21 protein-coding genes and 1 tRNA gene are annotated in these 25,697 nt (G+C 72.4%); 8 read left to right on the plus strand and 14 right to left on the minus strand.

Annotation, left to right across the window (positions count from 1 at the left end; all coding sequences use genetic code 11):
- Positions 1-68: 68 nt before the first annotated feature.
- The gene (locus M6G08_RS34330; protein WP_272591026.1) at positions 69-3,425 is read left to right on the plus strand and encodes a S41 family peptidase; all 3,357 of its coding nucleotides are present in this window, start codon (positions 69-71) and stop codon (positions 3,423-3,425) included.
- A gap of 113 nt (positions 3,426-3,538) precedes the next feature.
- Here M6G08_RS34330 and M6G08_RS34335 read toward each other — a convergent pair whose 3' ends face one another.
- The 4 genes from M6G08_RS34335 to M6G08_RS34350 all read right to left on the minus strand — a co-directional run bounded on the left by M6G08_RS34335 (position 3,539) and on the right by M6G08_RS34350 (position 7,197).
- A complete protein-coding gene (locus tag M6G08_RS34335; protein ID WP_272591027.1) occupies positions 3,539-3,739 on the minus strand; it encodes a hypothetical protein in 201 nt (66 codons plus the stop codon).
- Between the two features lie 88 nt (positions 3,740-3,827).
- Positions 3,828-4,721, minus strand: coding sequence for an SDR family oxidoreductase (locus M6G08_RS34340; RefSeq protein WP_272591028.1), 894 nt, complete (start codon positions 4,719-4,721; stop codon positions 3,828-3,830).
- Positions 4,718-5,662 carry an alpha/beta fold hydrolase gene (locus tag M6G08_RS34345; protein ID WP_272591029.1) on the minus strand — a complete coding sequence of 315 codons (945 nt, stop codon included), beginning with the start codon at positions 5,660-5,662 and terminating at the stop codon, positions 4,718-4,720. Before M6G08_RS34345 ends, M6G08_RS34340 begins: the two co-directional genes overlap by 4 nt.
- Positions 5,659-7,197: a flavin-containing monooxygenase gene (locus M6G08_RS34350; RefSeq protein ID WP_272591030.1), complete on the minus strand. Its 1,539-nt coding sequence runs from the start codon at positions 7,195-7,197 to the stop codon at positions 5,659-5,661. The genes M6G08_RS34345 and M6G08_RS34350 overlap by 4 nt, the downstream gene beginning before the upstream one ends.
- Before the next feature lie 133 nt (positions 7,198-7,330).
- On the opposite strand from M6G08_RS34350, the gene M6G08_RS34355 reads away from it, so the two are divergent.
- Positions 7,331-7,999 carry a MerR family transcriptional regulator gene (locus M6G08_RS34355; RefSeq protein WP_272591031.1) on the plus strand — a complete coding sequence of 223 codons (669 nt, stop codon included), beginning with the start codon at positions 7,331-7,333 and terminating at the stop codon, positions 7,997-7,999.
- A gap of 246 nt (positions 8,000-8,245) precedes the next feature.
- Here M6G08_RS34355 and M6G08_RS34360 read toward each other — a convergent pair whose 3' ends face one another.
- The gene (locus tag M6G08_RS34360) at positions 8,246-9,049 is read right to left on the minus strand and encodes an exodeoxyribonuclease III (RefSeq protein WP_272591032.1); all 804 of its coding nucleotides are present in this window, start codon (positions 9,047-9,049) and stop codon (positions 8,246-8,248) included.
- A 69-nt stretch (positions 9,050-9,118) separates the two neighbouring features.
- On the opposite strand from M6G08_RS34360, the gene M6G08_RS34365 reads away from it, so the two are divergent.
- A complete protein-coding gene (locus M6G08_RS34365) occupies positions 9,119-9,619 on the plus strand; it encodes a GNAT family N-acetyltransferase (protein WP_272591033.1) in 501 nt (166 codons plus the stop codon).
- A gap of 16 nt (positions 9,620-9,635) precedes the next feature.
- Here the strand turns inward: M6G08_RS34365 and M6G08_RS34370 are convergent, their stop codons facing one another.
- The 8 genes from M6G08_RS34370 to galU all read right to left on the minus strand — a co-directional run bounded on the left by M6G08_RS34370 (position 9,636) and on the right by galU (position 17,176).
- Positions 9,636-11,375 carry a hypothetical protein gene (locus M6G08_RS34370; protein ID WP_272591034.1) on the minus strand — a complete coding sequence of 580 codons (1,740 nt, stop codon included), beginning with the start codon at positions 11,373-11,375 and terminating at the stop codon, positions 9,636-9,638.
- Positions 11,376-11,579: 204 nt separating this feature from the next.
- A tRNA-Ala gene (locus M6G08_RS34375) sits at positions 11,580-11,653 on the minus strand.
- 85 nt (positions 11,654-11,738) lie between these two features.
- Positions 11,739-12,944 (minus strand): divisome protein SepX/GlpR, encoded by a 1,206-nt coding sequence (gene sepX / locus M6G08_RS34380; protein ID WP_272591035.1) that lies wholly within the window; start codon positions 12,942-12,944, stop codon positions 11,739-11,741.
- A gap of 185 nt (positions 12,945-13,129) precedes the next feature.
- The gene (locus M6G08_RS34385; RefSeq protein WP_272591036.1) at positions 13,130-13,744 is read right to left on the minus strand and encodes a GNAT family N-acetyltransferase; all 615 of its coding nucleotides are present in this window, start codon (positions 13,742-13,744) and stop codon (positions 13,130-13,132) included.
- Between the two features lie 17 nt (positions 13,745-13,761).
- On the minus strand, positions 13,762-14,301 hold the full coding sequence (locus M6G08_RS34390; protein ID WP_272591037.1) for a MogA/MoaB family molybdenum cofactor biosynthesis protein: 540 nt from the start codon (positions 14,299-14,301) through the stop codon (positions 13,762-13,764).
- A complete protein-coding gene (moaC, locus tag M6G08_RS34395; RefSeq protein WP_272591038.1) occupies positions 14,298-14,837 on the minus strand; it encodes a cyclic pyranopterin monophosphate synthase MoaC in 540 nt (179 codons plus the stop codon). The genes M6G08_RS34390 and moaC overlap by 4 nt, the downstream gene beginning before the upstream one ends.
- Before the next feature lie 81 nt (positions 14,838-14,918).
- On the minus strand, positions 14,919-16,268 hold the full coding sequence (glp, locus tag M6G08_RS34400; protein WP_443048996.1) for a molybdotransferase-like divisome protein Glp: 1,350 nt from the start codon (positions 16,266-16,268) through the stop codon (positions 14,919-14,921).
- Positions 16,269-16,273: 5 nt separating this feature from the next.
- Positions 16,274-17,176, minus strand: a complete 903-nt coding sequence (gene galU / locus M6G08_RS34405; protein ID WP_073729798.1) for a UTP--glucose-1-phosphate uridylyltransferase GalU — start codon at positions 17,174-17,176, stop codon at positions 16,274-16,276.
- Positions 17,177-17,268: 92 nt separating this feature from the next.
- Here galU and M6G08_RS34410 point away from each other — a divergent pair, with 92 nt between their 5' ends.
- Positions 17,269-17,886: a 5-formyltetrahydrofolate cyclo-ligase gene (locus M6G08_RS34410; RefSeq protein WP_272591039.1), complete on the plus strand. Its 618-nt coding sequence runs from the start codon at positions 17,269-17,271 to the stop codon at positions 17,884-17,886.
- Positions 17,887-17,968: 82 nt separating this feature from the next.
- Here the strand turns inward: M6G08_RS34410 and M6G08_RS34415 are convergent, their stop codons facing one another.
- Complete coding sequence (locus M6G08_RS34415) at positions 17,969-20,770, minus strand: penicillin acylase family protein (RefSeq protein WP_272591040.1); 2,802 nt, start codon at positions 20,768-20,770, stop codon at positions 17,969-17,971.
- Positions 20,771-21,025: 255 nt separating this feature from the next.
- On the opposite strand from M6G08_RS34415, the gene M6G08_RS34420 reads away from it, so the two are divergent.
- The 4 genes from M6G08_RS34420 to M6G08_RS34435 all read left to right on the plus strand — a co-directional run bounded on the left by M6G08_RS34420 (position 21,026) and on the right by M6G08_RS34435 (position 25,512).
- Entirely contained in the window at positions 21,026-22,549 is a 1,524-nt protein-coding gene (locus tag M6G08_RS34420) for a potassium/proton antiporter (RefSeq protein WP_272591041.1), read from the plus strand.
- Positions 22,550-22,881: 332 nt separating this feature from the next.
- Positions 22,882-24,195 carry an MFS transporter gene (locus tag M6G08_RS34425; RefSeq protein ID WP_272591042.1) on the plus strand — a complete coding sequence of 438 codons (1,314 nt, stop codon included), beginning with the start codon at positions 22,882-22,884 and terminating at the stop codon, positions 24,193-24,195.
- A 67-nt stretch (positions 24,196-24,262) separates the two neighbouring features.
- Positions 24,263-24,586 carry an FmdB family zinc ribbon protein gene (locus tag M6G08_RS34430; protein ID WP_272591043.1) on the plus strand — a complete coding sequence of 108 codons (324 nt, stop codon included), beginning with the start codon at positions 24,263-24,265 and terminating at the stop codon, positions 24,584-24,586.
- Between the two features lie 83 nt (positions 24,587-24,669).
- Positions 24,670-25,512, plus strand: coding sequence for an S-methyl-5'-thioadenosine phosphorylase (locus M6G08_RS34435; RefSeq protein ID WP_272591044.1), 843 nt, complete (start codon positions 24,670-24,672; stop codon positions 25,510-25,512).
- Positions 25,513-25,697: the final 185 nt, after the last annotated feature.

The following is a 25,697-nucleotide window of genomic DNA, read 5'->3' on the forward strand; positions in this document are numbered from 1 at the left end:
TTCGTTCGTGGTGTGGGTCACGGTTGTCGGCTGTCCATAAGTTGCCGGTCCACGGTCAGCGGCAAAGCATGGGATGGGTGAGTTATCTGCGCCTTCCGCACCTCAGCGGCGACCAGCTGTGCTTCGTGGCCGAGGACGACCTCTGGCTCGCGTCCCTCGACGGCCCGGGCCGCGCCTGGCGGCTCACCGTCGACCGCACCAAGACCGGCCACCCCCGCTTCTCCCCCGACGGCCGCCACATCGCGTACACCAGCTGGCGGAGCCTGGTCCCGGAGGTCCACCTCGTGCCGGTGGACGGTGGTCCCGGGCGCCGGCTCACCCACTGGGGCGGCCTCGACACCCGGGTCTGCGGCTGGTCGCCCCCCGACCCCGACGGGACGACCGCGGTCCTCGCCGTCGCCTCGCACGGCGAGCCCTTCTCCCACCTGACCTGGGCCTACAAGATCACCCCCGACGGCGACCCCGGCCGCAAGCTGCCCTGGGGCCCGGTCACCGACATCCAGGCCGCCGACCTCGACGGCGAGCGCAAGACCCTGCTGCTCACCGGCACCCCGCCGCACGAACCGGCCTCCTGGAAGCGCTACCGGGGCGGCGCCACGGGCCGGCTCTGGCTGCACGGCGAACGGCTGCTGCCCGGCCTCCACGGGCATCTGCACTCCCCCATGTTCGTCGGCGGCCGGATCGCCTTCCTCTCCGACCACGAGGGCGTCGGCAACCTCTACTCCTGCGCCCACGACGGCTCCGACCTGCGCCGCCACACCGACCACGACGCCTGCTACGCCCGGCACGCGGCGAGCGACGGCACCCGCGTGGTGTACCAGTGCGCGGGGGACCTGTGGATCGTCGAGGACCTGTCGCCGGACTCCGCGCCGCGCCGGCTCGACGTCCGGCTGAGCGGCCCGCGCGCGGGACGGCGCACGTACCAGGTGCCCGCCGCCCAGCACGTCGGCGGCGTCTCCGTCGACGAGACGGGCCGCGCGAGCGCCGTCGTCGTACGCGGCAGCCTGTACTGGCTCACCCACCGCGACGGCCCGGCCCGCACCCTCGCCGACACACCGGGCGTACGGGTACGGCTGCCGGAGATGCTCGGGGCGAGCGGCCGGATCGCGTACGTGACGGACGCGGAGGGCGAGGACGCCGTCGAGATCGGCCACCTGCCCCGGGCCACCGGCGTCCGCGCGCTGCGCAGGCTGGCCTCGGGAGAACTGGGCCGGGTGCTGGAGCTGGTCTCCGACCCGGCGGGCGAGCGGCTGGCCATCGCCTCGCACGACGGACGGCTGCTGCTCCTCGACCTGCCGGAGGAGGACGCGGAGGCCGCCGAGGCGCTCGCGGGGGCGGAGGAGACGGAGGCGACGGACGCCGAAGCGCCCGTCGGCCGGCCCGCCGGGGTGACCGAGCTGATCCGCTCCGTCAACGGCCCCGTCCGCGACCTCGCCTTCTCCCCGGACGGCAGCTGGCTCACCTGGTCCCACCCGGGCATCGGGCGCTCCCTGCGGCAGATCAAGATGGCCCGCATCGACGGGAGGAGCGACGGGAAGAACGCGCAGGAGGGCCCGCTCGTCGTCGACGTCACCGACGGACGCTTCGAGGACGAGAACCCGGTCTTCACCCGGGACGGCCGCTACCTCGCCTTCCTCTCCTGGCGCGGCTTCGACCCGGTGTACGACGTGCACACCGGCGACCTCTCCTTCCCGCTGGGCTGCCGCCCCTACCTCGTCCCGCTGTCGTCCGCGACCCCCTCCCCGTTCGCCCTGAACCCGGAGGGCCGCCCCGCCGCCGGCGGCCTGGACCCGTTGGAGGACGAGCCCGGCGAGGGCGGCGCGGTGACCGTCGAGATCGAGGGCCTGGAGTCCCGGGTGACGCCGTTCCCGGTCACCGCCTCCAAGTACTCGGCGCTGTGCCCGGTCGCGGGCGGCGGACTGGTCTGGCTGCGCTGGCCGATCTCGGGCGCGCTCGGCGAGACCTTCGCCAACCCGGCCGACCCGAGCGAGCGGCCCACCCTGGAGCACTTCAACCTCGCCAAGGCGAGGAAGTCCGAACTGGTCGACCACCTGGACTGGTTCCGCGTCAGCGGCGACGGCAGCCGCCTGGTCGTGCTCGACGAGGGCGACCTGCGCGCCGTACCGGCCACCGAGGCGGGTGACAGCGACTCGACCACCTGGATCGACCTGCGCCGCATCCTGCACGAGGCCGACCCGGCCGCCGAGTGGCGCCAGGCCTACGACGAGGCCGGCCGGCTGATCCGCGCCTACTTCTGGGACCCCGGCATGTGCGGCATCGACTGGGACGCGGTGCTGGACCAGTACCGTCCGCTGCTCGAACGGGTCGCCACGCCCGACGACTTCGCCGACCTGCTGCGCGAGGTGCTCGGCGAGCTCGGCACCTCGCACGCCTACGTCGCCGCCGCCCGCCGCAACGAGGGCCCGGCGCACTACCAGCGCTGGCAGGGCCTGCTCGGCGCCAACCTCGCGTGCCGGGACGGGCACTGGGTGGTCAAGCGCATCCTGCCCGGCGACTCCTCCGACTCCAAGGCCCGCTCCCCGCTGGCCGGCACGGGCATCCGTGAGGGCGCGGTGCTCACCCACGTGGACGGCCGGCCGGTCGACCCGGTGACGGGGCCGTACCCGCTGCTGGCGGGGGCGGGCGGTACGACGGTGGAGCTGACCTTCGCGCCGGGCGAGGGCGGCCCCGGACCGTCCCGCCGGGTCGCCGTCGTCCCGCTGATCGACGAGCGTCCCCTGCGCTACCAGGACTGGGTGGCCAAACGACGCGAGGTGGTCCGGGAGTTGAGCGGCGGACGCTGCGGCTACCTGCACATCCCCGACATGGGCGGCTCCGGCTGGGCGCAGTTCAACCGGGACCTGCGCATGGAGGTGTCCCGGCCCGCCCTCATCGTGGACGTGCGCGGCAACGCGGGCGGGCACATCAGCGAGCTGGTCATCGAGAAGCTGACCCGCACCATCCTGGGCTGGGACCTCACGCGCGACGCCCAGCCGGTGTCGTACACCTCCAACGCCCCGCGCGGGCCGGTCGTGGCGGTCGCGGACGAGGCGACGTCCTCCGACGGCGACATGATCACGGCCGCGTTCAAGCTGCTGCGGCTCGGCCCGGTCGTCGGACAGCGCACCTGGGGCGGCGTGGTCGGCATGACCGGCCGGCACCGCCTCGGCGACGGCACGGTGATCACGGTGCCGATGAACGCGGCCTGGTTCGACGCGTACGGCTGGTCCGTGGAGAACTACGGCGTCGATCCCGACGTCGAGGCGCTGCGCACCCCGCTGGACTGGGCCGAGGGCCGCTACCCGGTGCTGGAGGAGGCGGTCCGGCTGGCGCTGGAACTGCTGGAGAGCAACCCGCCCGCCACGCCGCCCGGTTACGACGCCGTGCCCGACCGGTCCCGACCGCCGCTGCCGCCCAGGACCTGACCCCGCCGGGCCACGCGCACGCGAAAGGGGCGCCCTCCCCGGCGGGAGAGGCGCACGCGAAAAGGGGCGCCCTCCCGGCAGGAGAGGCGCCCCTTCAGCCCAGCGGCAGCGCGTCAGGCGTCGTAGCTGCTCTCGAAGCGCTCGTCCTCGTCGCGGCGGCGGCGCGAGGCCGGGTCCATCCCGTCCTCGTCGCGGCGGCGGTCGCGGTCGCGGTCCTCGCGGTTCGGGAACTGCTCCCGGGCCTGGTCGGCCCGCTGCTTGCCCTGCTGCTGCATGCGCTCGGCCTTGTCCTGGAACTGGTCCTTGATACCCATGTGGGTTCACTCCTGTGCTGATCGGGCCCGACCGGATCGGCCGGGCGCTCGATCAGATTCACACGGGCGGTGACCGTACGCATGTCGATCACTTACGGACTGTAGCGGGCCCCGATCGCTGCTGTTCGTCGGCGGCTCCGCCGGCCCCGACCAGCCCGACCCGCAGCCCGTCCAGCCGGTCCCCGAAGCGCCGCATCTCGCGCTGTCCGACGGTGCCGATGAGGGCCGGCAGGTACCCGCGCACGCCCTGCATGCCGCGCAGCCACCACTGCCCGTAGACGTGTGCCGAGCGGCGCTCGATGCCCTCCACCAGCCGGTCCACAGCCGGGCCCAGCGGATAGGTCTTGTTGGACGGCCAGGGCAGCCGCTGCCGCAGCTCGCGCATCACGTCGTCCCGGTCGGCGCCGCGCACCATGTCCGTGTCGGTCCACGACAGATAGCCGACGCCGACCTTCACGCCCCGGTGCCCGACCTCCCCGCGCAGACTGTGCGCGTACGCCTCCACACCGGACTTGGAGGCGCAGTAGGCCGACATCATCGGCGCCGGCGTGATCGCGGCGAGGGACGCGACCTGGAGCAGGTAGCCGCGGCTCTCCAGCAGCGCCGGCAGGAAGGCGCGGGCCGTCACCGCCGAGCCGATCAGGTTGACCTCGATCACCCGGCGCCAGGACTCCGGGTCGGACTCGACGAACGGACCGCCGGTGGCCACACCGGCGTTGGCGACGACGACGTCGACCCGGCCGAACCGTTCCTTCACCCGCGCCGCCACCTCGGCCATCGCCACGTGGTCGGTGACGTCGGCGTGCCAGTGGTCGCTCTCGCTGTGCAGCCGGGCCGACACCTGCTTCAGCGCGTCCGGCTCCAGCCCGACCAGGGCCACCTTCACCCCGCGCGCGGACAGCTTGCGGGCCAGCAGCTCCCCGACGCCCCGCGCGGCTCCCGTGACGACGGCGACGCGCCCTTCCAGGCTCACCCTGCTCATGCGATCTCCTCGGCGTGTACGGCGGATTCGGTGCGGTCGGCGCGGACGTAGGTGCCGACGAGAGCGCGTATCTTCCCGGTGACCAGGTCCGGCGCCTCCACCGGCGTCATGTGGCCGAGGCCCGGAAGCTCCGTCAGCCCCACGCAGTTCGGCAGCGCGGCGGTCAGCGAGCGGGCGTGCACGGGCGGGGTCAGCCGGTCGGCGGTGCCGACGACTATCTCCACCGGCATCCGCAACTCCCGCACGCCGTGGTCCAGGTCGAGCAGGTCCAGCACCTCGGACCAGGCGCGGCGCACCCGGGCCGGGCAGGCATGCACGGTCCGGGCGCACGCCTCTACCATCTCCGGCGCCGAACCCGCGCCCATCGTCCCGTACTTGAGTATGCGGCGCGCGAGCGGCGTGACCGGCCCGAGCGGCGCCCGGGAGCCGAGGACCCGCCGGGTCAGCCAGGTCCGCACCCGCCCCGCACCGAACGGCAGCACGGTCGCGGACTCCACCAGCCGCGAACTGCCGGTACTGCACAGCAGGACCGCCGCCGCGTGCTCGCGCACCTTGGGCCGGGTCGCCGCGGCCATCACGGTCATGCCGCCCATGGAGTGCCCGGCGATCACGGCCCGTTCACCCGGCGCGAGCGTGGCCTCCAGCACGGCCTCGAGGTCGTCGGCGAGGGGCTCGGTGCCGCAGGCCGGGTTGGCCGGGCTGCGGCCGTGGCCGCGCTGGTCGTAGGCGATGACCCGGTGGTCGGTGGCGAGCGCGCGGATCTGCGCCGCCCAGAAGGCGGTCGAGCAGCACCAGCCGTGCGAGAGGACGACCGCGGGCGCGTCCTCGGGGCCGTGCACCTCGACGTGTATGCGGGCGCCGTCGGCGGCGGTGACGGTCAGCTCACGGGCCGGGGCGGGCGGGGCGTACGGCCCGGCGGAGACGTGCATGAGGCGGCTCACGCGCTCACCTCCGCGCCCGCGTCCGCGTCCGCGCCGGGGGCGGCCTTGGCGACGGCCGGGCGCAGCACCTCGTACTCCCCCAGGTCCACCCGCCTGGTCGCCCGCCGGAACTCGGCGGTCGTGCCGGGCCACACGGTGGTGTTGCGGCCGCTGGCGTCCAGGTACCAGCTGGTGCAGCCGCCGGTGTTCCACACGGTGCGCTTCATGCGCTCCTGCACCCGGTGGTTCCAGTTCCGTACGGCGGCGGGGCGGGCGTCGAGGGCGACCCGGCCGCCGAGGACGTTCAGCTGGCGCAGGTAGTCCGCCAGGTAGTTCAGCTGCGACTCGATCATCAGGATCATCGACGAGTTCCCCAGGCCGGTGTTGGGCCCGATGATCGTCATCCAGTTGGGGAAGCCGGCCGCCGAGGCGCCGCGCAGCGCCTCCATGCCGCCCTTCCAGGTCTCGGCGAGGGTCCGCCCGTCGGCGCCCACGACCCGCTCCGCGATGGGCATGTCGGTGACGTGGAAACCGGTGCCGAAGATGATCACGTCGGCCTCGGTCTCGGTGCCGTCGGCGGCGACCAGGGTGGAGCCGCGCACCTCGCTCAGCCCGCCGGCGACGACGTCCACGTTCGGCTGGGCGAGCGCCGGATAGTACGTGCTCGACAGCAGGATGCGCTTGCAGCCGATGCGGTAGTCCGGGGTGAGCTTGGCTCGCAGGGCCGGGTCCTTGATGGCGGAGGCCATGTTGCGCTTGGCGATCTGCTCGACGAAGCCCAGCTCGCCCGGGTGCTTGGTGAACGCCTGCACCTGGAGTTCGCGGATGCCCCACAGCAGCCCGCGCCGCAGCTTGGTGGTGACGGGCAGCGCCCGGTGCAGGGCGCGCTCGGCGCCGCTGATCTCCCGGTCCATGCGGGGCATCACCCAGGCCGGGGTGCGCTGGAAGAGGGTGAGGTGACCGGCCTTCGGCTGGATGGACGGCACGATCTGGATGGCGGAGGCGCCGGTGCCGATCATGGCGACGCGCTTGCCGGCGAGGTCGTACTCGTGGTCCCAGCGGGCGGAGTGGAAGACCTTGCCGGGGAAGGAGTCCAGGCCCGGGATGTCGGGCACCTTCGGGTCGGACAGCGGCCCGCTCGCGGACACGACGACGTCGGCGGTGAGGTTCCCGCTCGCCGTCTCGATCTCCCACCGCAGGTGCTCGCCGTCCCACGCCATCCGCTTCACCTCCGAGTCGAAGCGGATGTGCGGGCGCAGCCCGAAGGTGTCGGTCACGTGCTCCAGGTAGGCGCGGATGTGCTCCTGCCCGGAGAAGGTGCGCGGCCAGTCGGGATTGGGCGCGAAGGAGAACGAGTACAGATGGGACGGCACGTCACAGGCGCACCCGGGATAGCTGTTGTCACGCCAGGTCCCGCCGACGCTCCCCGCCCGTTCCAAAACGACGAAGTCGGTGATCCCCTCGCGCCGCAGCCGCACGGCGGCCCCCAGCCCGCCGAAACCGGACCCGATCACCGCCACCCGCACGTGTTCTTGAACCTGCTCGTGCTCGGCCATCCCGAAGCCTCCACGCGTCGCCTAGAACTCTGCCAGTGAACACTGGCGCAATGGGGAGAGTAGAGCAGCACCGTACTGATGGGTAGGGGGTGGACGAGGAAAGTTACCGACGGTACGCCGTAGGCTCGACGCCGTGACCGAGAAGCGCGAATACCGCATGGAGGAACTGGCCCGGCTGGCCGGCATCACGGTGCGCACCCTGCGCTTCTACCGCGAACGCAGACTGATCCCGCCGCCCCGCCGCGAGGGCCGCATCGCCTGGTACGACGACCACCACCTGGCCCGCCTGCGCACCATCGCCGCCCTCCTGGAACGCGGCCACACCCTCAGCGGCATCGCGGAACTCGCCGACGCCTTCGACCACGGACGCGACGTCGGCGACCTGCTCGGCTACGGCGAACCCACCGAGGAGACCCCGGTCCGCCTCACCCCCGAGGAACTCGCCGCCCGCTTCGAAGGCCAGGTCACCCCCGAGAACCTGGCCGCCGCCATGGACCTCGGCTACGTCGGCACCGACGGCGACGAGATCGTCCACATAAGCCACCGCCTGCTGGAGGTCTCCTCCGCCCTGGTCCGCGAGGGCATCCCCCTCGGCGAGGTCCTCCAGGCCGGCGCCCGCGTCCGCGAACACGCCGACGCCCTGGCCGACCTCTTCGCCGACCTGATCCTCCGCCACGCCCCCGACGAACAACTCGACCGCCTGCGCCCGCTCGCCCGCAGCGTGGTGGAGGCGGAACTGTCCCTGGCGATGGACCGGCGGGTACGGAAGAAGAGCGGCGACGAAGGACCGCCCGTGGGCTAGGGCCTGCCCGGCGGATCAGGTCGCAGGAAAGGTGCGGAGACTGATCAGTGCAGGTGAGCGGGGTCTGGTGCGTCCAGCTGCAAGGCGGAGGAGGGCGTCGACGCGATGGCCCCCCGCGCGAGCGCAGTCGAGCGTGGGGGAGTCGGCAACCGACGACAACGCCGCTGGGGGCACCTCCCACGCCCTTCAGGCAGTGGGGGAGGGCGTGCCGACCCCGCGTCTGCGGCATGATCCGCCGAGCAGGCCCTAGCGGTCGTAGACGACCGTCACGGGCGCGTGGTCCGACCACCGCTCGGCGTGCGTGGCGGCCCGCTCGACGTACCCCTTGACGGCCTTGTCCGCCAGCCCCTGCGTGGACAGGTGGTAGTCGATCCTCCAGCCTGAATCGTTGTCGAAGGCCCGCCCCCGGTACGACCACCACGAGTACGGCCCCTCGACGTCCGGGTGCAGGGCGCGCACGACATCCACGTACCCGCCCTCGGCGGGGTCCAGGACCCGGCTCAGCCACTCCCGTTCCTCCGGCAGGAACCCGGAGTTCTTCTTGTTGGCGCGCCAGTTCTTCAGGTCGGCCTCGTGGTGGGCGATGTTCCAGTCGCCGCAGACGACGACCTCGCGGCCGTCGGCGGCGGCGCGCTCGCGCAGTTCCTTGAGATAGGTCAGGAACTCGCCCATGAAGCGGAGCTTCTCGTCCTGGCGCTCGGTGCCGACCTCGCCGGAGGGGAGGTAGAGGGAGGCGACCGTCACACCGGGCAGGTCGGCCTCGACGTAGCGGCCGCTGGTGTCGAACTCCGTCGAGCCGAAGCCGACCTGGACGCGGTCGGGCTCGCGACGGGTGTAGAGCGAGACGCCGGCCCGGCCCTTGGCGGCGGCGGGGGCGTGCGTGACGTGCCAGCCGTCGGGGGTGCGGACGTGTTCGGGCAGCTGCTGGGGCTCGGCCCGCACCTCCTGGAGGCACAGCACGTCGGCGGAGGTGTCCGCGAGCCACTCCACGAAGCCCTTCTTCGCGGCGGCACGCAGACCGTTCACATTCACGGAGGTCACGGTGAGCACCAGGGCACGATACCGGCACACTGGACGGTGCCCCGATCCCGGATCCCGCATCGATATACGGTAGGTAGCATGAACATACGCCGGGTGCCCTTCGACCACCCCGACGCCCTGAAGCTCAACGACGAGGTCCAGGCCGAGTACCACGTCCGCTACGGCGACGGCGGCGACGCCACCGAGCTGGCCGCGTCGGACTTCGCGCCGCCGAACGGCCTCTACCTGATCGCGTACGACGAGAACGACGTCCCGGTCGCCTCCGGCGGCTGGCGCAGCCAGGACGCCAACGACGAGGGCAACCTCGACGGGGACGCCGAGCTCAAGCGGATGTTCGTCATCGAACAGGTGCGCGGCCGCGGGCTGGCCCGCCGCATCCTGGCGGCCCTGGAGGAGGACGCCCGTGCGGCGGGCCGGGCCCGCATGGTGCTGGAGACCGGGACCAAGCAGCCGGAGGCGGTGGCCCTGTACACGTCCAGCGGCTACGAGCCGTGCGGGAAGTTCGGCTACTACCGGTTCCACGAGGAGAGCCTCTGCTACGCGAAGGCTCTTCGGACTCCGGCTCCGCAGGTCCCGTAGGCCCCTGGGGCGACCGTCAGGCGGCGCCTTCGCTCCGGCGCCGTCGCGAGACGGCGAACAGCACGCCGCCCGCCGCGAGCGCCAGCGCGGCGCCGGCCGAGGCCAAGAGGGCCGTGGAGCCGGTCGAGGCCAGCAGGCCGCCGTCGTCGTCGCTGCCGCCCTGGGGGGACTCGCCGCCGCCCGTGCCGCCGGTGGAGCCGGTCGCCCCGGTGGAGCCCGTGGAGCCGGTGGAGCCGGTGGAGCCGGTGGACGTTCCGCCGTCCGAACCGGTGCCGCCCGTGGTGTCCGAGCCGCCGGTGGTGCCGGTGCCGCCCGTGGCGCCTCCGGTGTCACCGGGGGTCTCCTCGTCGCCGGTGCCGTTCAGCACGATCCAGCCGGCGTCGTTGGACGGGTCGCCCTCCCAGGGGTTGTCGTACTCGGGCAGGGCGATCTTGCCCTTGGCGCCCTCGACGACCTCGTCGATCCGCAGCTGGAAGCCGTAGGTGCGCCGGTCGTCCTCCAGGAAGGGCGTGTCGGCGAAGCAGAGGTACTCGGACGGGGTGGCGTCGTTCACCGGCCGGCAGGGGCTGTCGACGACGCTCGCGCCCTCCGGGATCCGCACGGTGAAGCTCAGCGGCTCACCGCCGGAGCGCAGGGCGCCGATCCAGGCGGGCCCGTGGTTGCTCAGGCCGATGTCGACCTTGACCGTCTCCCCCTGCTCGCCCGCGACCCGCGCGCCGGTGAGGTCGAGGTCGAAGGTGTTCCGCGTGGGCAGGTCGATCTCGGCGTCCTTGGCGTAGTCGCCGCTGCCGCCGCCCTCGACCGGCTTCAGGGTGAGCGTCTCGCCCGTGCCCTGACGGTAGGCGGCGCCCGCGCGCAGCGCGCCGGCCTCCTTGGCGCCGACCGCGTCGAAGCCGTAGTGGAAGATGTCGTGGAGCGCGAAGCCGGCGGTCTTCACCTTGACCGGCTCGCTCAGCTCGTAGGACGTGCCGGGCAGGAACTCGCCCTCGAAGGTGCACAGGGCGACCTTCTGGTAGCGGATCAGGTCGTCCTTGTCCTCCTCCGCGTACGAGCAGTTGTCGTACGTGTCGGGGAAGGACAGGCCGCGCGAGCCGCCGAAGCGCAGGACGACGCCGTCGGCGGACATGCTGCCGACGTTGCGGAAGCCGAGCGGGGCGTTGTAGGTGTCCCCGGCGGCGAAGCCCTCGGGCAGGGCGGGGAGCTTCTTCTTCAGCAGCTCCGGCCCGCCGACCAGGACATCGATGGTGTGCTCGTTGAACTCCAGGCCCGCGCCCTCGCCGGTGACCTTGATCTTCCCGAAGTCGCCGGCCCCGGCGGTGTCCTTCAGGTCGAGGCGGACGCTCCAGCTCGGGTTGTACACGTCGCCCGGGTAGAGGCTGCTCTCGTGGCAGACCGCGGTCAGGCCCTCCGCCTCGCAGGACCGCGGCAGTTCGACGTCGGCGAAGCCCTTGAGGGCGGTGGCGTCGATGGTGACGGTGTAGCCGTCGTTGGGGACCGGCTCGGGGTCCTTGCCGCTGTCCGGGTCGTACTCGCCGGGGCCGGTGAGACCGAGGTAGATCTGCGGCTCCCCGGGCTCGTCCTCGGCCCCGTCCAGGGCCAGGTCCACCCTGTCCGGTCCGGTGATGGTGACGGGAAGGGGGGCCTGACCCTCCTCGGCTTGGGCGACACCGGTCAGCGAGGCCGTGGCGAGTCCGGCGGCGGCCACCCCGGCCACGGCCGCGCGTCTCCACGGCGAGCGCAGGGAGCTGTCTCTCATGTTCTCTTCCGTTCCCAGACGACAATCAGGCGCCACTGCTGTGACGCCGTGCACAGGTGACCCGCTGGTAACGGTGAAGGTTGCGCGCTGTCCGGTCACGGATTTATCTCGGCCTTACAAACCGTCCCCGTGCGGTGCGAGTCAGGGAAACGGCGAAGGTCCCGTTCGATCGTGATGATCGAACGGGACCTTCGTCAATGTGCGTGGACCTGAGGGGATTTGAACCCCTGGCCCCCTCGATGCGAACGAGGTGCGCTACCGGACTGCGCCACAGGCCCTTGCAACGAGTGAAACTTTAGCACCCCGACCGGCCTGCTCAAAAATCGCTTCCAGGGCACCCGGGCGGGCGGGCCTCGGCAGGGGCTACTCGTTGGCCGCGCGGGGGCGGTCGCCGTCCTCGTACTGGTCGAAGAGCGGGGTCCGGCCGCGTTCGCGGGCGCGGCGGGCGGAGGCGGCACGGCGGGCGCCGCTGCGGGCGGGGGCTTCCGGGCGGTCCTCCGCCCGGCCCTCCGCCCGGCCCTCCGCGCGATCGGCGGGGCGGTCCGGTGCCGGGGCGGCCGCCGTGTCCTCCCGGTGGGGGGCGACGGCGCTGGAGCGTGCCGAACTCCAGGCGTCCGGGGACCCCAGGTCCACGTCGGAGGTGGCGCGGGGGGCGACGGGCGCGGTCACATAGGTCGGCAGGGGCACCGGCACCGGGTCCCAGCTGTCGCCCTGCGGCCGCCGCCGGCGTTCGCGCTGCTGGTCGACCCACTCGGCGTGGTCGGTCTGCTCGACCAGGGCGCGCCGGTCCGCGGCGAGGGCCGACAGGCCGGGGTCGGACGCCGCCTCGGGTCCCTCGTCGGGCTCCTCCGCGTCGGGGTCGTCGACGGTGTCGGCGGGGTCGGCGGGCGTGCGCCTGCGCGGGCGGCGGTCGCGGTCCCGCAGCCGCTGCGCGGCGACCTCGGCCTGACGGCGGTCCATCTGGAACGCGAACCGGCGGCGTTCCTGCGTGCGCAGGTAGGCGATGTAGGCGCTGAGCAGCACCGCGGGGACTCCGGGAGCCCACAGGAAGGCGAGTCCGCCGACGGCGGCGACGACCGAGCCGAGCGTGAAGGCCAGGAAGAGGACCACGGTCGTACGCCGACGGCGCGCGAGTACCTTGCTGCGCCGGGCGCGGGCCGCGGCACTGGGGGAGACGGGGGCGCGCCGGGCCTGCGGGACTCGCGCGGCCTCGGGAGACGGTCCGGCCTCCGCGGCCTGCCCGCGTCCGGGGCCGGGTGCGTGTCCGTCGGCCACGGGCCGGGGGAGCCGTCGGGTTCTGGACACGGCGAAGGCCCGGACGTCCACCGAGTCGGTGACGGCGTCCGGGGCGTCGGCGTCGGGCCCCGCCTCGTCGGCGGAGCGCGACCGCAGGTCCTTGGCGTACCGGCGCTCCATGCCCGCCCGTCCGGACAGCAGCCGGATGGCGGTGCTGAAGCGTTCCGTCGGACGGGCCTCGTTCAGCTCGTCCTGCCTACGGAGCCACATCGGCACCAAGTAGGCGGCCCAGGCCCCGACGATGACTGCGTAGATGAGGCCGCTGCTGCTCACGCCTCACACGGTAGAGGGGTTTGCCTGAGGCCATCCGCCAATTGAGCCGGTGTGTCGCACGATCTGGCTGATATTTCGAACTTTTCTTGTGATCGATGCGATCAACACACTGCCTCAGCCGGGTATTTTTCCGTTTCGGTACGGTCGCAGGCACGGTCACGACCCGATCAATTTCGAACGTTTATTCAATTCCCGGTGTTCCGCGTGGACCGGTCCCGTGACCGGTGCCAGCGTCGCAGCAGGCCTTCGGGGACCTCTTCCGCGGTGAGCGCGAAGACCAGGTGGTCGCGCCATGCTCCGTCGATGTGGAGATAACGCGGCCTCAGGCCCTCCTCCCGGAATCCGAGTTTCTCCACGACCCGGCGGCTGGGCACGTTCTCGGGGCGAATGCAGACCTCGACGCGGTGCAGTCCGACGGTGCGGAAACAGTGGTCCACCACCATCGCCACGGCCGTCGGCATCACCCCCCGGCCCGCCACCGACTCGTCCACCCAGTAACCGACGTGCCCGGAGCACATCGAGCCCCAGGTGATGCCGGCCACCGTCAGCTGCCCGGCCAGCCGGCCCTGGTACTCGATGACGAACGGCATCATCCGGCCCGCGCCCGCCTCGGAGCGCAGGTGCCGCACCATCTGGCGGTAGGTCGGCCGGTGCGCGAGCGGGCCGGCCGGGGTGGGTGGCGGGATGGTCGCCTCCCAGGGCCGCAGCCAGTCGCGGTTGCGCCGGTTGACCTCGCGCCAGGCCCGCTGGTCGCGCATCCTTATCGGCCTGAGGACGATGTCGCCGTCCACCAGCTCCACGGGCCAGGACGGGCTGTTCAGCTCGCACCCCCACCACTGGCGCTTCTGGGATGGTCACCGCCGCGGAGCTGGTCCACGGCGTGGGTCAGCAGCGGCTCCAGCACGGCCAGGCCGTCCCTCACACCGCCGGAGGAGCCCGGCAGGTTGACGATCAGCGTGCGGCCCGCCACCCCGGCCATGCCCCGGGAGAGCACCGCGGTCGGCACCTTGTCCCGGCCGTACGCCCGGACCGCCTCCGCGATGCCCGGGACCTCGTAGTCGATCACCGCCCGCGTGGCCTCGGGAGTGCGGTCGGTGGGTGAGATCCCGGTGCCGCCGGTCGTGACGATCACGTCGTAGCCCGCCTCGGCTCCCGCGCGCAGGGCCGCCTCCACCGGGTCGCCGTCCGGGACGACCCGCGGGCCGTCCACCGCGAAGCCGAAGCGGCGCAGGCCCTCGGCGATCAGCGGGCCGCCCTTGTCCTCGTAGACCCCGGCGGCGGCCCGGTTGGAGGCCGTGACCACCAGGGCGCTGTACGGGGCCGCGAGGGCGCCGCCGGCCGACGCGTCCAGTGTCATGACCGGCTCCAGTGGCCCGACTTGCCGCCCGTCTTCTCCTCCACCCGCACGTCCGTGATGACCGCTCCCTTGTCGACCGCCTTCACCATGTCGACCACGGTGAGCGCGGCGACGGAGACGGCGGTGAGCGCCTCCATCTCGACGCCCGTGCGATCCGTCGTCCTCACCGTGGCGGTGATCTCCACGGCGTCGTCCGCGACCGACAGGTCCAGTTTCACACCGGAGACCGACAACGGGTGGCACAGCGGGATCAGGTCCGGGGTGCGTTTGGCGCCCATGATGCCCGCGATGCGTGCGGTGGCGAGGGCGTCGCCCTTGGGGACTCCCTCGCCGCGCAGCAGCTCGACGACGCGGGGGGCGACGAGGACACGGCCGCTGGCGCGGGCGGTGCGGGCGGTCACGTCCTTGGCGGACACGTCGACCATGCGGGCGGCGCCCGCCTCGTCGATGTGCGTCAGCCGGTCCTGCGGGGCCCGCGCTGCCCGGTCGTCGTGCGCTGCCTGGCCGTCGTGCGGGGGTCGGTCCTGCGTACTCATGCTCGTGTGGCGCTCCCGGTCCGGGCCCGGCGCGGCGCGCGGGCCTGCTGTGCGCGACACGGTACCGCCAACGAGGGGTGGTCAGCCGAGCAGGACCACGTCGACCTCGGCGCCGGGCTCGACGGACTCGGTGTCCTCGGGGACGACGATCAGCGCGTCGGCGTGCGCGAGGGCGGCCACGAGGTGGGAGCCCGACCCGCCGACCGGGGTGACACTGCCGTCGGCGTACGTGGCGCGCAGGAACTGGCGGCGGCCCTTCGGCGAGGTCAGCGTCTTGTCCGCGGCCAGGGACGCGGTGACCGTCGGGCGGTGGAGGTCGGCGAGCCCCATGAGGGTGCGGATCGCGGGGCGGACGAACAGCTCGAAGGAGACGTACGACGACACCGGGTTGCCCGGCAGGGCGAGCAGCGGGGTGTGGTCGGGGCCGATGGAGCCGAAGCCCTGGGGCTTGCCGGGCTGCATGGCGAGCTTGCGGAAGTCCACGCCGCCGCCCGGCTCGTCCTCGTCGGCGACGTGCGCCAGCGCCTCCTTGACGACGTCGTACGCCCCGACGCTCACGCCCCCGGTGGTGACCATGAGGTCGGCGCGCACCAACTGGTCCTCGATGGTGGACCGCAGGGTCTCCGCGTCGTCGGCGACGGCGCCCACGCGGTAGGCGATGGCGCCGGCGTCGCGGGCGGCGGCGGTGAGGGCGAAGCTGTTGGAGTCGTAGATCTGACCGGGGGACAGTTCCTCGTCGGGCTGGACGAGTTCGCTGCCGGTGGAGAGCACCACCACGCGCGGGCGCGGGCGCACCCGGACCCTGCCGCGGCCGATCGCGGCGAGCAGGGCGATCTGCGGCGGGCCGAGGACCGTGCCGGCCTCCAGGGCGCGGTCACCGGCGGCGACGTCGCTGCCCTTGGCGCGCACGTGGGCGCGCGCCGCGGCCGGGCGGTACACGTGCACCTGGCCCTCGGCGCCCTCCGGGGACAGGCTGCGGGCGCGCATCCCGGCCACCGCGCCCTCGCCGAGCCCCCCGTCGGTCCACTCGACGGGGACGACCGTCTCGGCGCCGGGCGGGAGCGGGGCGCCGGTCATGATGCGGGCGGCCCGGCCGGGGCCCACGGCCGGCGGGTCGGCCTGGCCGGCGGCGACGTCCCCGACGACCTCCAGGACGGCGGGGAACTCCTCGCTCGCGCCCGCGACGTCGGCGACCCGCACCGCGTAACCGTCCATGGAGCTGTTGTCGAACGGCGGCAGGGAGAGCGGCACCGTGATGTCGTCGACCAGGACGCAGCCCTGGGCGTCGAGCAGGTTCAGCTCGATGGGCTCCAGGGGCCGGACGGTCGCGAGGATGTCGTCCAGGTGGTCCTGCACCGACCACAGCCGGTCCGGACCGAAGTCCGCGGTGGCGTGGTCGTGGCCGGTGTCACGGTGCGCGGCGCTGCTCAACGTCCTTACATCTCCTCGGCTACGTAACTGCGAAGCCAGGTCCGGAAGTCCGGGCCCAGGTCTTCACGTTCGCACGCGAGTCGGACGATGGCACGCAGATAGTCGCCGCGGTCGCCGGTGTCATAGCGGCGGCCCTTGAAGACGACGCCGTGCACGGGACCGCCGACCTTCTCGTCCTCGGCGAGCTGCTGGAGGGCGTCGGTCAGCTGGATCTCGCCGCCGCGGCCGGGCTCGGTCTTGCGGAGTATGTCGAAGACGTGCGGGTCGAGGACGTAGCGGCCGATGATGGCGTAGTTGGAGGGGGCGTCGGCCGGGTCGGGCTTCTCGACCAGTCCGCTCACCTTGACCACGTCGTCGTCCCCGGTGGCCTCGACGGCCGCGCAGCCGTAGAGGTGGATCTGCTCGGGGGCGACCTCCATGAGGGCGATGACGCTGCCGCCGTGCTGCTCCTGGACGTCGATCATGCGCTGGAGCAGGGGATCGCGCGGGTCGATCAGGTCGTCGCCGAGCAGGACCGCGAAGGGCTCGTCACCGACGTGCGGCGCGGCGCACAGCACGGCGTGGCCGAGGCCCTTGGGGTCGCCCTGGCGGACGTAGTGGATCATGGCGAGGTCGCTGGATTCCTGGACCTTCGCCAGCCGGCTCGCGTCACCCTTCTTCTGGAGGGCGGACTCGAGCTCGTAGTTGCGGTCGAAGTGGTCCTCCAGGGGGCGCTTGTTGCGGCCCGTGACCATGAGGACGTCACCGAGGCCGGCGGACACGGCCTCCTCGACCACGTACTGGATCGCCGGCTTGTCGACGACCGGCAGCATCTCCTTGGGAGTGGCTTTCGTGGCCGGCAGGAACCGGGTGCCGAGTCCGGCTGCTGGGATGACAGCCTTGCTGATCCTGGGGTGGGACTGAGTCATGCGCGCCACCATATCCGGTACCTATGGGGAGAATCTGTGACTCCGGATACCGGATGCTCATATGAGCATCCTAGACGTTACAGGAGCGGTCCATGAGTCACCACGCGCCCTCGGCCGAGCCCGACAAGCGGAGCCTGCGGCGGGGTTTCCTCGCGGCGCGGAACGCGCTGTCGGCGGACGACGTGCGGGAAGCGGCGGACACCCTGGCCGGGCGGGCGCTCGCGATGCCGGAGATCGCGCGGGCGCACGCCGTTGCGGCGTACGTCTCGGTGGGCGCCGAGCCGGGGACCCTCGCGCTGCTGGACGCGCTGCGCGCGCGGGGTGTGCGCGTCCTGCTGCCCGCCCTGCTGCCCGACAACGATCTGGACTGGGGCGAGTACACCGGTGAGGGATCTCTCACGCGCGTGCGGCACGGCGGGCGGATGACCCTGTCCGAGCCCGCCGGTGAGCGCCTGGGGCCGGACGCCGTCACGGCGGCGGACGTGGTGCTGCTGCCGGGTCTGGCGGTCGACGGGCGCGGCGTGCGGCTGGGACGCGGCGGCGGCTCGTACGACCGGGTCCTGGCGCGCCTGGAGCGGGCGGGCGCGCGTCCCGCGCTGCTGGTGCTGCTGTACGACCCGGAGGTCGTGCGGCAGGACCTCCCCGAGGAACCGCACGACCGGCCGGTGGACGCGGTGGTGACGCCGACGGGGGTGCGCCGCTTCCGCTGACCGCGCGGGGGAACGACCGCGGGCGCGGACATGTGAAACGGCCGCCACGCGCGCGTGGCGGCCGTTTTCGTCGACGGTGGGGCTACGGCTCGAGCACCAGCTTGTCGCTCGTGCTCTCGTCGACCGCCTTCTCGGTGAAGGCCCACGGCAGCAGTTCGCCCTCGGCCCATTTGTCGGTCTGGTCGGTGTAGTGCGCGCTGTAGGCGTGGCCGGAGGCGCCGGTGAGGTTGATCCAGCGCGACTTGTCGAGGTCGCCGAGGTTGACGACCATCCGCATGGACGGCACCCACACCACCCCGTAGCCGCCCGCCGCGTTCCAGCCGGCGGCGTTGACCGCGGCCTCGCCGCCGCTGAGCTTCCACGGGCCGCGGTTGAGGGCGTACTTCAGGAAGCCGGGGCCCTCGGTGCCCAGGGTCTGGTTCTTCAGGAACAGGCGGTGCAGCCGGCCCCAGTTCCAGGTGTCGATGTCCTTGCCGAGCTTGGCGGTCAGCTCCCAGCGGGCGTCGACCATGGCGCGCTTGAACAGGTCGTCGCGGTTGTGGTCCGCGCCCTTGCGGGTGCCGCTCGCGGGCGTCGTCCACCAGTCGCTCTTCGGCTTGTCCATCAGCTGCCGCACGACCTCGAACCAGCGGTCGCCGCCGTCCGGCTGCGCCTGGCCGGCATCGCGCTGACCGCACTCGCGGACCTTGTTGGTCTCGTCCGCCGGGCCCGTGGTGTTGACCGGGTCGACCCACAGGCACTGGCCCTCGACGCGCAGCTCCTTGGGCAGCTTGTTGCCGAAGGCGAGCTTGAGGATGTTGCGCCACACGGCGTTGAAGTAGGCGGCGGCCGCCGAGTCGGCGTCCTGGGTGTAGTCCCAGCCCTCCAGCAGCTTCTGCGCCTCGCGGACGTCCTTGTCCCCGACGTCGATCTTCAGCAGCTGGGGCACGAGCAGCTTGGCGATCTCGCTGCTGTTGTCCAGCTGCATCTGGCGCATGTCGTCGGTGGAGATCTTGCCGCCGTCCTTGATCTTCTGCTCGATCAGGGAGGTGATCCGCTGACTGCGGGTGCCATAGCCCCAGTCCGTGGTCAGCGTGTACGGGTAGTCCTCGCCGACGACGGCCTGGTTGGCGGTCACGATGTAGCCGCGCTCCGGGTCGTACTCGTACGGCAGCTCGTCGTCGTCGATGTACTCGCCGGTCCAGCGGTAGTCGGGGTCCCAGCCCGGGGCCGGGACCGAGCCGTCGTGGCCCTCGGCGCGCACCGGGATCCTGCCGGGCAGCGTGTAGCCGATGTGCTCGCTGTCGGCGTAGACCAGGTTCTGCGAGGGGACGTCGAACAGGGCGGCGGCCTCGCGGAAGTCGTCCCAGTTCCGCGCCCGGTCCATCGCGAAGACGGCGTCCATGGTGGTGCCCGCCTCCAGCGCCGTCCACCGCAGGGCGACGCCGTAGCCGTCGCCGCGGTCGGGGGCGGCGGTCTCGACGGTGGCCTTCTTGCCGACCTTCACCAGCTCGTCGTCGCGGTCGGAGAGCAGGGGGCCGTTGTTGGTCTCGCGGACCACGATCTTCTTGGACTCGCCGCCGGCGACCTTGATGGTCTCCTCGCGGGTCTCGAAGGGGACCACCTTGCCGTCGTACTGGTAACCGTCTCCGGTGATCTTCTCCAGGTAGAGGTCGGTGACGTCGACGCCGGAGTTGGTCAGGCCCCAGGCGATCTCCTGGTTGTGGCCGATGACCACGCCGGGCATGCCGGCGAAGGTGTAGCCCGCGACGTCGTAGCGGCACTTGTCGGAGACGGTGCGGCAGTGCAGGCCCATCTGGTACCAGACGGACGGCAGCGACGGCGACAGGTGCGGGTCGTTGGCGAGCAGGGGCTTGCCCGTGATGGTGTGCTTGCCGGAGACGACCCAGGAGTTGGAGCCGATGCCGTTGCCGTTCACGCCGACGGCGGTGGGCAGGTCGTCCAGGACGTCCTGGAGGCCGGAGAGCTGGCTCTGGAGGGCGCTGCCGGTGCCCGTGCCCGTTCCGATGCCGTTTCCGGTGCCCGTACCCGTGCCGGTACCCGTACCCGTACCGGTGCCCGTGCCTTCGTCGCCGCCGGACGGGCCGCCGCCCTCGAACGTCTCGGAGAGCTCGTCGTACTCGCCCTCCTGGACGATCGCCTTGTTCCGGTCGTAGGGGTACTCCGGGTACAGGTCGGCGATCTGCTCGGGGCCCAGGCGGCTGGTCATCAGGGCGCGGTCGACCTCGTCCTGCATGTTGCCGCGCAGGTCCCAGGCCATCGCCTTCAGCCAGGCCACCGAGTCGACCGGGGTCCACTCCTGGGGCTTGTAGTCGTTGGTGAAGCCCAGGGCGGCGTACTCCAGGGAGATCTCCTCCCCGTCCTTGCCCTCCAGGTAGGCGTTGACGCCCTTCGAGTAGGCCTGGAGGTACTTCTTGGTGGAGTCCGACAGCTTCTCGTCGTACTCCTTCTTCGCCACCCGGTGCCAGCCCAGCGTGCGCAGGAACTCGTCGTTGTCCACCTGGCTCTTGCCGAACATCTCCGACAGGCGCCCGGCGGTCATGTGACGGCGCACGTCCATCTCGTAGAACCTGTCCTGCGCCTGGACGTAGCCCTGCGCCATGAACAGGTCCTCCTCGGAGGACGCGTAGATCTGCGGGATGCCGTAACCGTCGCGCTTGACGTCGACCGGGCCGGACAGGCCCTTGAGCGTGATCGAGCCCGTGGTCTGCGGGAAGGACGCGCGGACTGTGCTGACGGACCAGTACCCGCCGTACACGAGGCCGCCGATGACGGCCAGGACCAGCACGAGGACGATCAGGCGGCCTTTGCGCCCCTTCTTCCCCTTCTTCCTGCCGGACGTGCCGGGCTGCTGACCCGTGGAGGCGGTGGTGGTGGGGGGCATCGCTGTCCTTGCTGTCCTAACACGAGCGGCAGGGGCGGGCTGTGCTTCGTACTGAGCGACCGAGCGCTGGAGCAACTGTAGGCGCAGGCCCGGCTCTCCCTTGACGCGGAGTCGGGTACTGGCGCGCACGGACGTTCGATCCTGCCAAGGTGAACGTCAAGAACTCGTCAAGAGTTAGGTAAGGTAACGAAGTAGTTGTTCGCAGAGCACTGCGGTTTCGTGTACGTCTCCGTACATGCCCCGTGAGCCCGTGCTGTGCGTCAGGGAAGGGAACGGCCGCTGACTGTCCACCACCTCAACCAGCTCCTGCTCGTCTGCTCGCTCGTCCTGCTCATCGCCGTCGCGGCGGTCCGGATCTCCTCGCGCAGCGGGCTCCCCAGCCTGCTCGTCTACCTGGCCATCGGCGTCGCCATGGGCCAGGACGGCATCGGCGACATCCACTTCGACAACGCCGAACTGACCCAGGTCATCGGATACGCGGCCCTGGTCGTGATCCTGGCCGAGGGCGGTCTCGGCACGAAGTGGACGGAGGTCAAACCGGTTCTGCCGTCGGCCTCGGCCCTCGCCCTGGCCGGGGTCGCGGTGAGCGTCGGCGTGACCGCGGCGGGCGCGCACTACCTGACCGGGCTGGAGTGGCGGCAGGCGCTGATCGTCGGTGCGGTGGTGTCCTCCACGGACGCGGCGGCCGTGTTCTCGGTGCTGCGCAGAATTCCGCTGCCCGCGCGGATAACGGGCACCCTGGAGGCCGAGTCCGGCTTCAACGACGCCCCGGTGGTCATCCTGGTCGTCGCCTTCTCGACGGCCGGCCCGATCGAGCACTGGTACGTGCTGCTGGGCGAGATCGCCCTGGAGCTGGCCATCGGCGCCGCCGTCGGACTCGCGGTGGGCTGGCTCGGGTCACTGGGGCTGAGGCACGTGGCGCTGCCCGCCTCCGGCCTCTACCCCATCGCCGTGATGTCGATCGCCGTCGCCGCCTACGCGGCGGGCGCCATGGCCCACGGCAGCGGCTTCCTGGCCGTCTACCTCGCCTCGATGGTCATGGGCAACGCCCGGCTGCCGCACTGGCCCGCCACCCGCGGCTTCGCCGACGGGCTGGGCTGGCTCGCCCAGATCGGCATGTTCGTGCTGCTCGGCCTGCTGGTCACCCCGCACGAGCTGGGCGACGACATCCTGCCCGCCCTGGTCATCGGGCTGGTGCTGACCATGGTGGCGCGTCCGCTGAGCGTCGTGCTGTGCTTGCTGCCGTTCCGGGTGCCGTGGCAGGAGAAGACCCTGATGTCCTGGGCCGGGCTGCGCGGCGCCGTGCCCATCATCCTGGCGACCATCCCCATGGTGGAGGGCGTCGACGGCAGTCGCCGGATCTTCAACATCGTCTTCGTCCTGGTCGTCGTCTACACCCTGGTCCAGGGGCCGACGCTGCCCTGGCTGGCCCGCAAGCTGCGCCTGGGCAAGGAGGACGAGGCCGCCGACCTCGGCATCGAGTCGGCGCCCCTGGAGCGGCTGCGCGGACACCTGCTGTCCGTCACGATCCCCGAGGGTTCGCGGATGCACGGCGTGGAGGTCAGCGAGCTGCGGCTGCCCGCCGGGTCCGCGGTCACCCTGGTCGTCCGCGACGGCAAGTCGTTCGTACCGCTGCCGACGACGGGGCTGCGGCGCGGGGACGAACTCCTCGTGGTCGCCACCGACCCGGTCCGGGACGCCGCCGAGGCGCGGCTGCGCGCGGTCGGCCACGGCGGCAAGCTGGCCGGCTGGCTGGGCACGGGCGGCAGCCCTCGGTGAGCGGGCGAGGACCGTCGAGGGGCAGACGAGGGGCGGGCGAAGGGCGGGCGGGGCACAGCCGGGGGGTGGGCGAGGCGCAGTCGGGGGTCGGGCGGGGGTGCGCGCTTTCACAGGTTGCGCCCGTCTTCGTCCCTGTACGATGAACGCGGCACCTGATCGAACCAACTCTGCCTGAAGCAGAGCTGGCGCGACCGTATGGCGGCCGGCACGCCCCCTCCCCGTTCGGGCTCCGGCATCTACCGCAGTCCGCGCAAGAGGACAGCTCTCGGCGCTCCCGCGCGGCGACAGCCGCGAGGCGGACCGCGCTACCAGGCGGCAGAAAGGCACGGGCCGTGGCATCCACGGTCACCCCGTCGAAGAAGTCGCCGGACGGGACGCGGACCGCGTCCAGCTCCGACCGCCCCGGATACGGGCAGCTGCTGCGCACCCGCGGCGCCTGGACGTTCCTGCTGCCCGGCTTCGCGGCACGCCAGCCCTTCGCCATGCTGACGCTCTCCATCGTGCTGCTGGTGCAGCACACCACCGGCTCCTACGGCGTCGCGGGCGCCGTCGCGGCCGTCACCGGCGTCTCCATGGCCCTGTTCGCCCCCTACAGCGGACGGCTCGCCGACCGCTACGGCCAGCGGGCCGTCCTGCTCCCCGGCGTGCTCGTGCACGCGGCGGCCGGTCTGACGCTGACCGTGCTCGCGCTCGCGGACGCGCCCCTGTGGACGCTGTTCGCCGCGGCGGTGCCCACCGGCGCCTCGGTGCCGCAGATCGGCCCCATGGTGCGGGCCCGCTGGGGCGTGAAGCTCAAGGGCTCCCCGCTGATGAGCACGGCGGCGGCCTTCGAGTCGGTCACGGACGAGCTGACCTTCGTCCTCGGCCCGCTGGTGGCGACCGCCCTGTGCACGGCCGTGGACCCGGCCGCGGGCCTGGTCGCGGAGGCCGCGCTCACCCTGGTCGGCGGTCTGCTGTTCGCGGCGCAGAAGAGCACCCAGCCGACGGTCGGCGACGCCGCCGACGGGCACGCGCGCGTGGAGCACGTCTCGGCGCTGCGCGTCCCCGGGGTGCGTGTGCTGATCGTGGCCTTCCTGGGCATCGGTTCCGTCTTCGGCGGCATGCAGGTCTCGCTGGCCGCGTTCACCGAGTCGATCGGCGAGCCCGGGCTGAACGGCGTCCTGTACGGCGTCTTCGCCGCGGGCAACATGCTCTCCGGCCTGGCCTGCGGCGCCATCGCCTGGAAGGTGGCCCCGCAGCGGCGCCTCCTGGTCGGCTACACCGCCCTCGCCGTGACCGCGTCCGGTCTGTGGGCCGCCCACTCGGTGCTCGTGCTGGCCGGCCTCGGCCTGCTGGTCGGCATGTGCATCGCGCCGGCCCTCGTCACCGGCTACACGCTGGTCGAGGACCTGGTCCCGGCGGGCGCCCGCACCGAGGCGTTCACCTGGCTGACCGGCGCGGTGGCGCTCGGTCAGGCGGCGGCCGTCACCGTCTCCGGCCAGTTCGAGGACCGGTTCTGGGACGGCGCCGGGTTCCTGGTGCCGATGGCCGGCACGGTGCTCGCGCTGGCGACGCTGCTGGCGCTGCGTTCACGCCTGGCGGCCCCGCCCCGGGGACGCACGGTCACACGTGGCGTCGGTCACCGCGAGCACGTCGCAGTGGACTGATCCCGGGGAATGCGTCACTATGGACCGTCGTTAGCACTCATCGAGTGAGAGTGCCAGGAGGAAGACAGTGCCGACGTACCAGTACCAGTGCACCGAGTGCGGCGAGGGCCTCGAGGCGGTGCAGAAGTTCACCGACGACGCCCTGACCGAGTGCCCCAACTGCCAGGGCCGCCTGAAGAAGGTGTTCTCGGCGGTCGGCATTGTCTTCAAGGGCTCCGGGTTCTACCGCAACGACAGCCGCGGCAGCTCGTCCAGCAGCTCGCCGGCGGCGGCGTCGTCCAAGTCGTCGTCCGCGTCCTCCTCGTCCTCGGACTCGGGCTCGTCCTCCTCGTCGTCGGGTTCCGGCTCCTCGTCGAGCTCCGGCAGCTCCTCCAGCACCACCGCCGCGTAAGCCACCCGGCAACTGCTTACAGGACCCTGTCGTCGACCGACGACGGGGTCCTCGGCGTAGGCAGGGGCGGCTAGGGTGCGGGCATGGCGAACAAGGTGAATGCCGAGATCGGCGTGATCGGCGGCTCCGGTTTCTACTCGTTCCTCGACGACGTGACCGAGGTCGAGGTCGACACCCCCTACGGGCCGCCCAGCGACTCCCTCTTCCTCGGCGACGTCGCCGGCCGGCGGGTCGCCTTCCTCCCCCGGCACGGGCGCGGCCACCATCTGCCGCCGCACCGGATCAACTACCGGGCCAACCTGTGGGCGCTGCGCTCGGCCGGTGTCCGCCAGGTCCTCGGTCCGTGCGCGGTCGGCGGTCTGCGCCCCGAGCACGGGCCTGGCACGCTGCTGGTGCCGGACCAGTTCGTCGACCGCACGCGGTCCCGGCTCTCGACCTACTTCGACGGACTGCCGACGCCCGACGGCACGGTGCCCAACGTGGTGCACGTCTCGCTGGCCGACCCGTACTGCCCCACCGGACGGGCGGCCGCGCTGAAGGCGGCCCGGGGGCGGGACTGGGAGCCGGTGGACGGCGGCACGCTGGTCGTGGTCGAGGGGCCCCGTTTCGGCACCCGGGCGGAGTCCCTGTGGCACCGGGCGCAGGGCTGGTCGGTGGTGGGCATGACCGGCCACCCCGAGGCCGCGCTCGCCCGTGAACTGGAGCTCTGCTACACCTCGCTGACCCTCGTCACCGATCTCGACGCCGGTGCGGAGAGCGGCGAGGGCGTCTCGCACGAGGAGGTCCTGCGGGTCTTCTCGGCGAACGTGGACCGGCTGCGGGGGGTCCTGTTCGACGCGGTGGCCGCCCTGCCGGCGACCGGCGACCGGGACTGCCTGTGCGCGTCGGCGCTGGGCGGGATGGATCCGGGGATCGCGCTGCCGTAGAGCCTCAGCCCATGTGTCTGCTGGGCGGAACGGCACGTTCGGGTGGCGGAGTTGTCCACAACCGGCCGGTAGCCCACGGGCTCCGGCGGGCATAGGCGAAAAGCCTCATCGTGGTCACGCAAGCCCGAACCCTCGTCACAGGTGGTGGTGACCGTGTCCGTGTCCGCGCCCGTTTCCATGTCCCC

Source organism: Streptomyces sp. M92 (assembly GCF_028473745.1).
Taxonomy (GTDB): domain Bacteria; phylum Actinomycetota; class Actinomycetes; order Streptomycetales; family Streptomycetaceae; genus Streptomyces.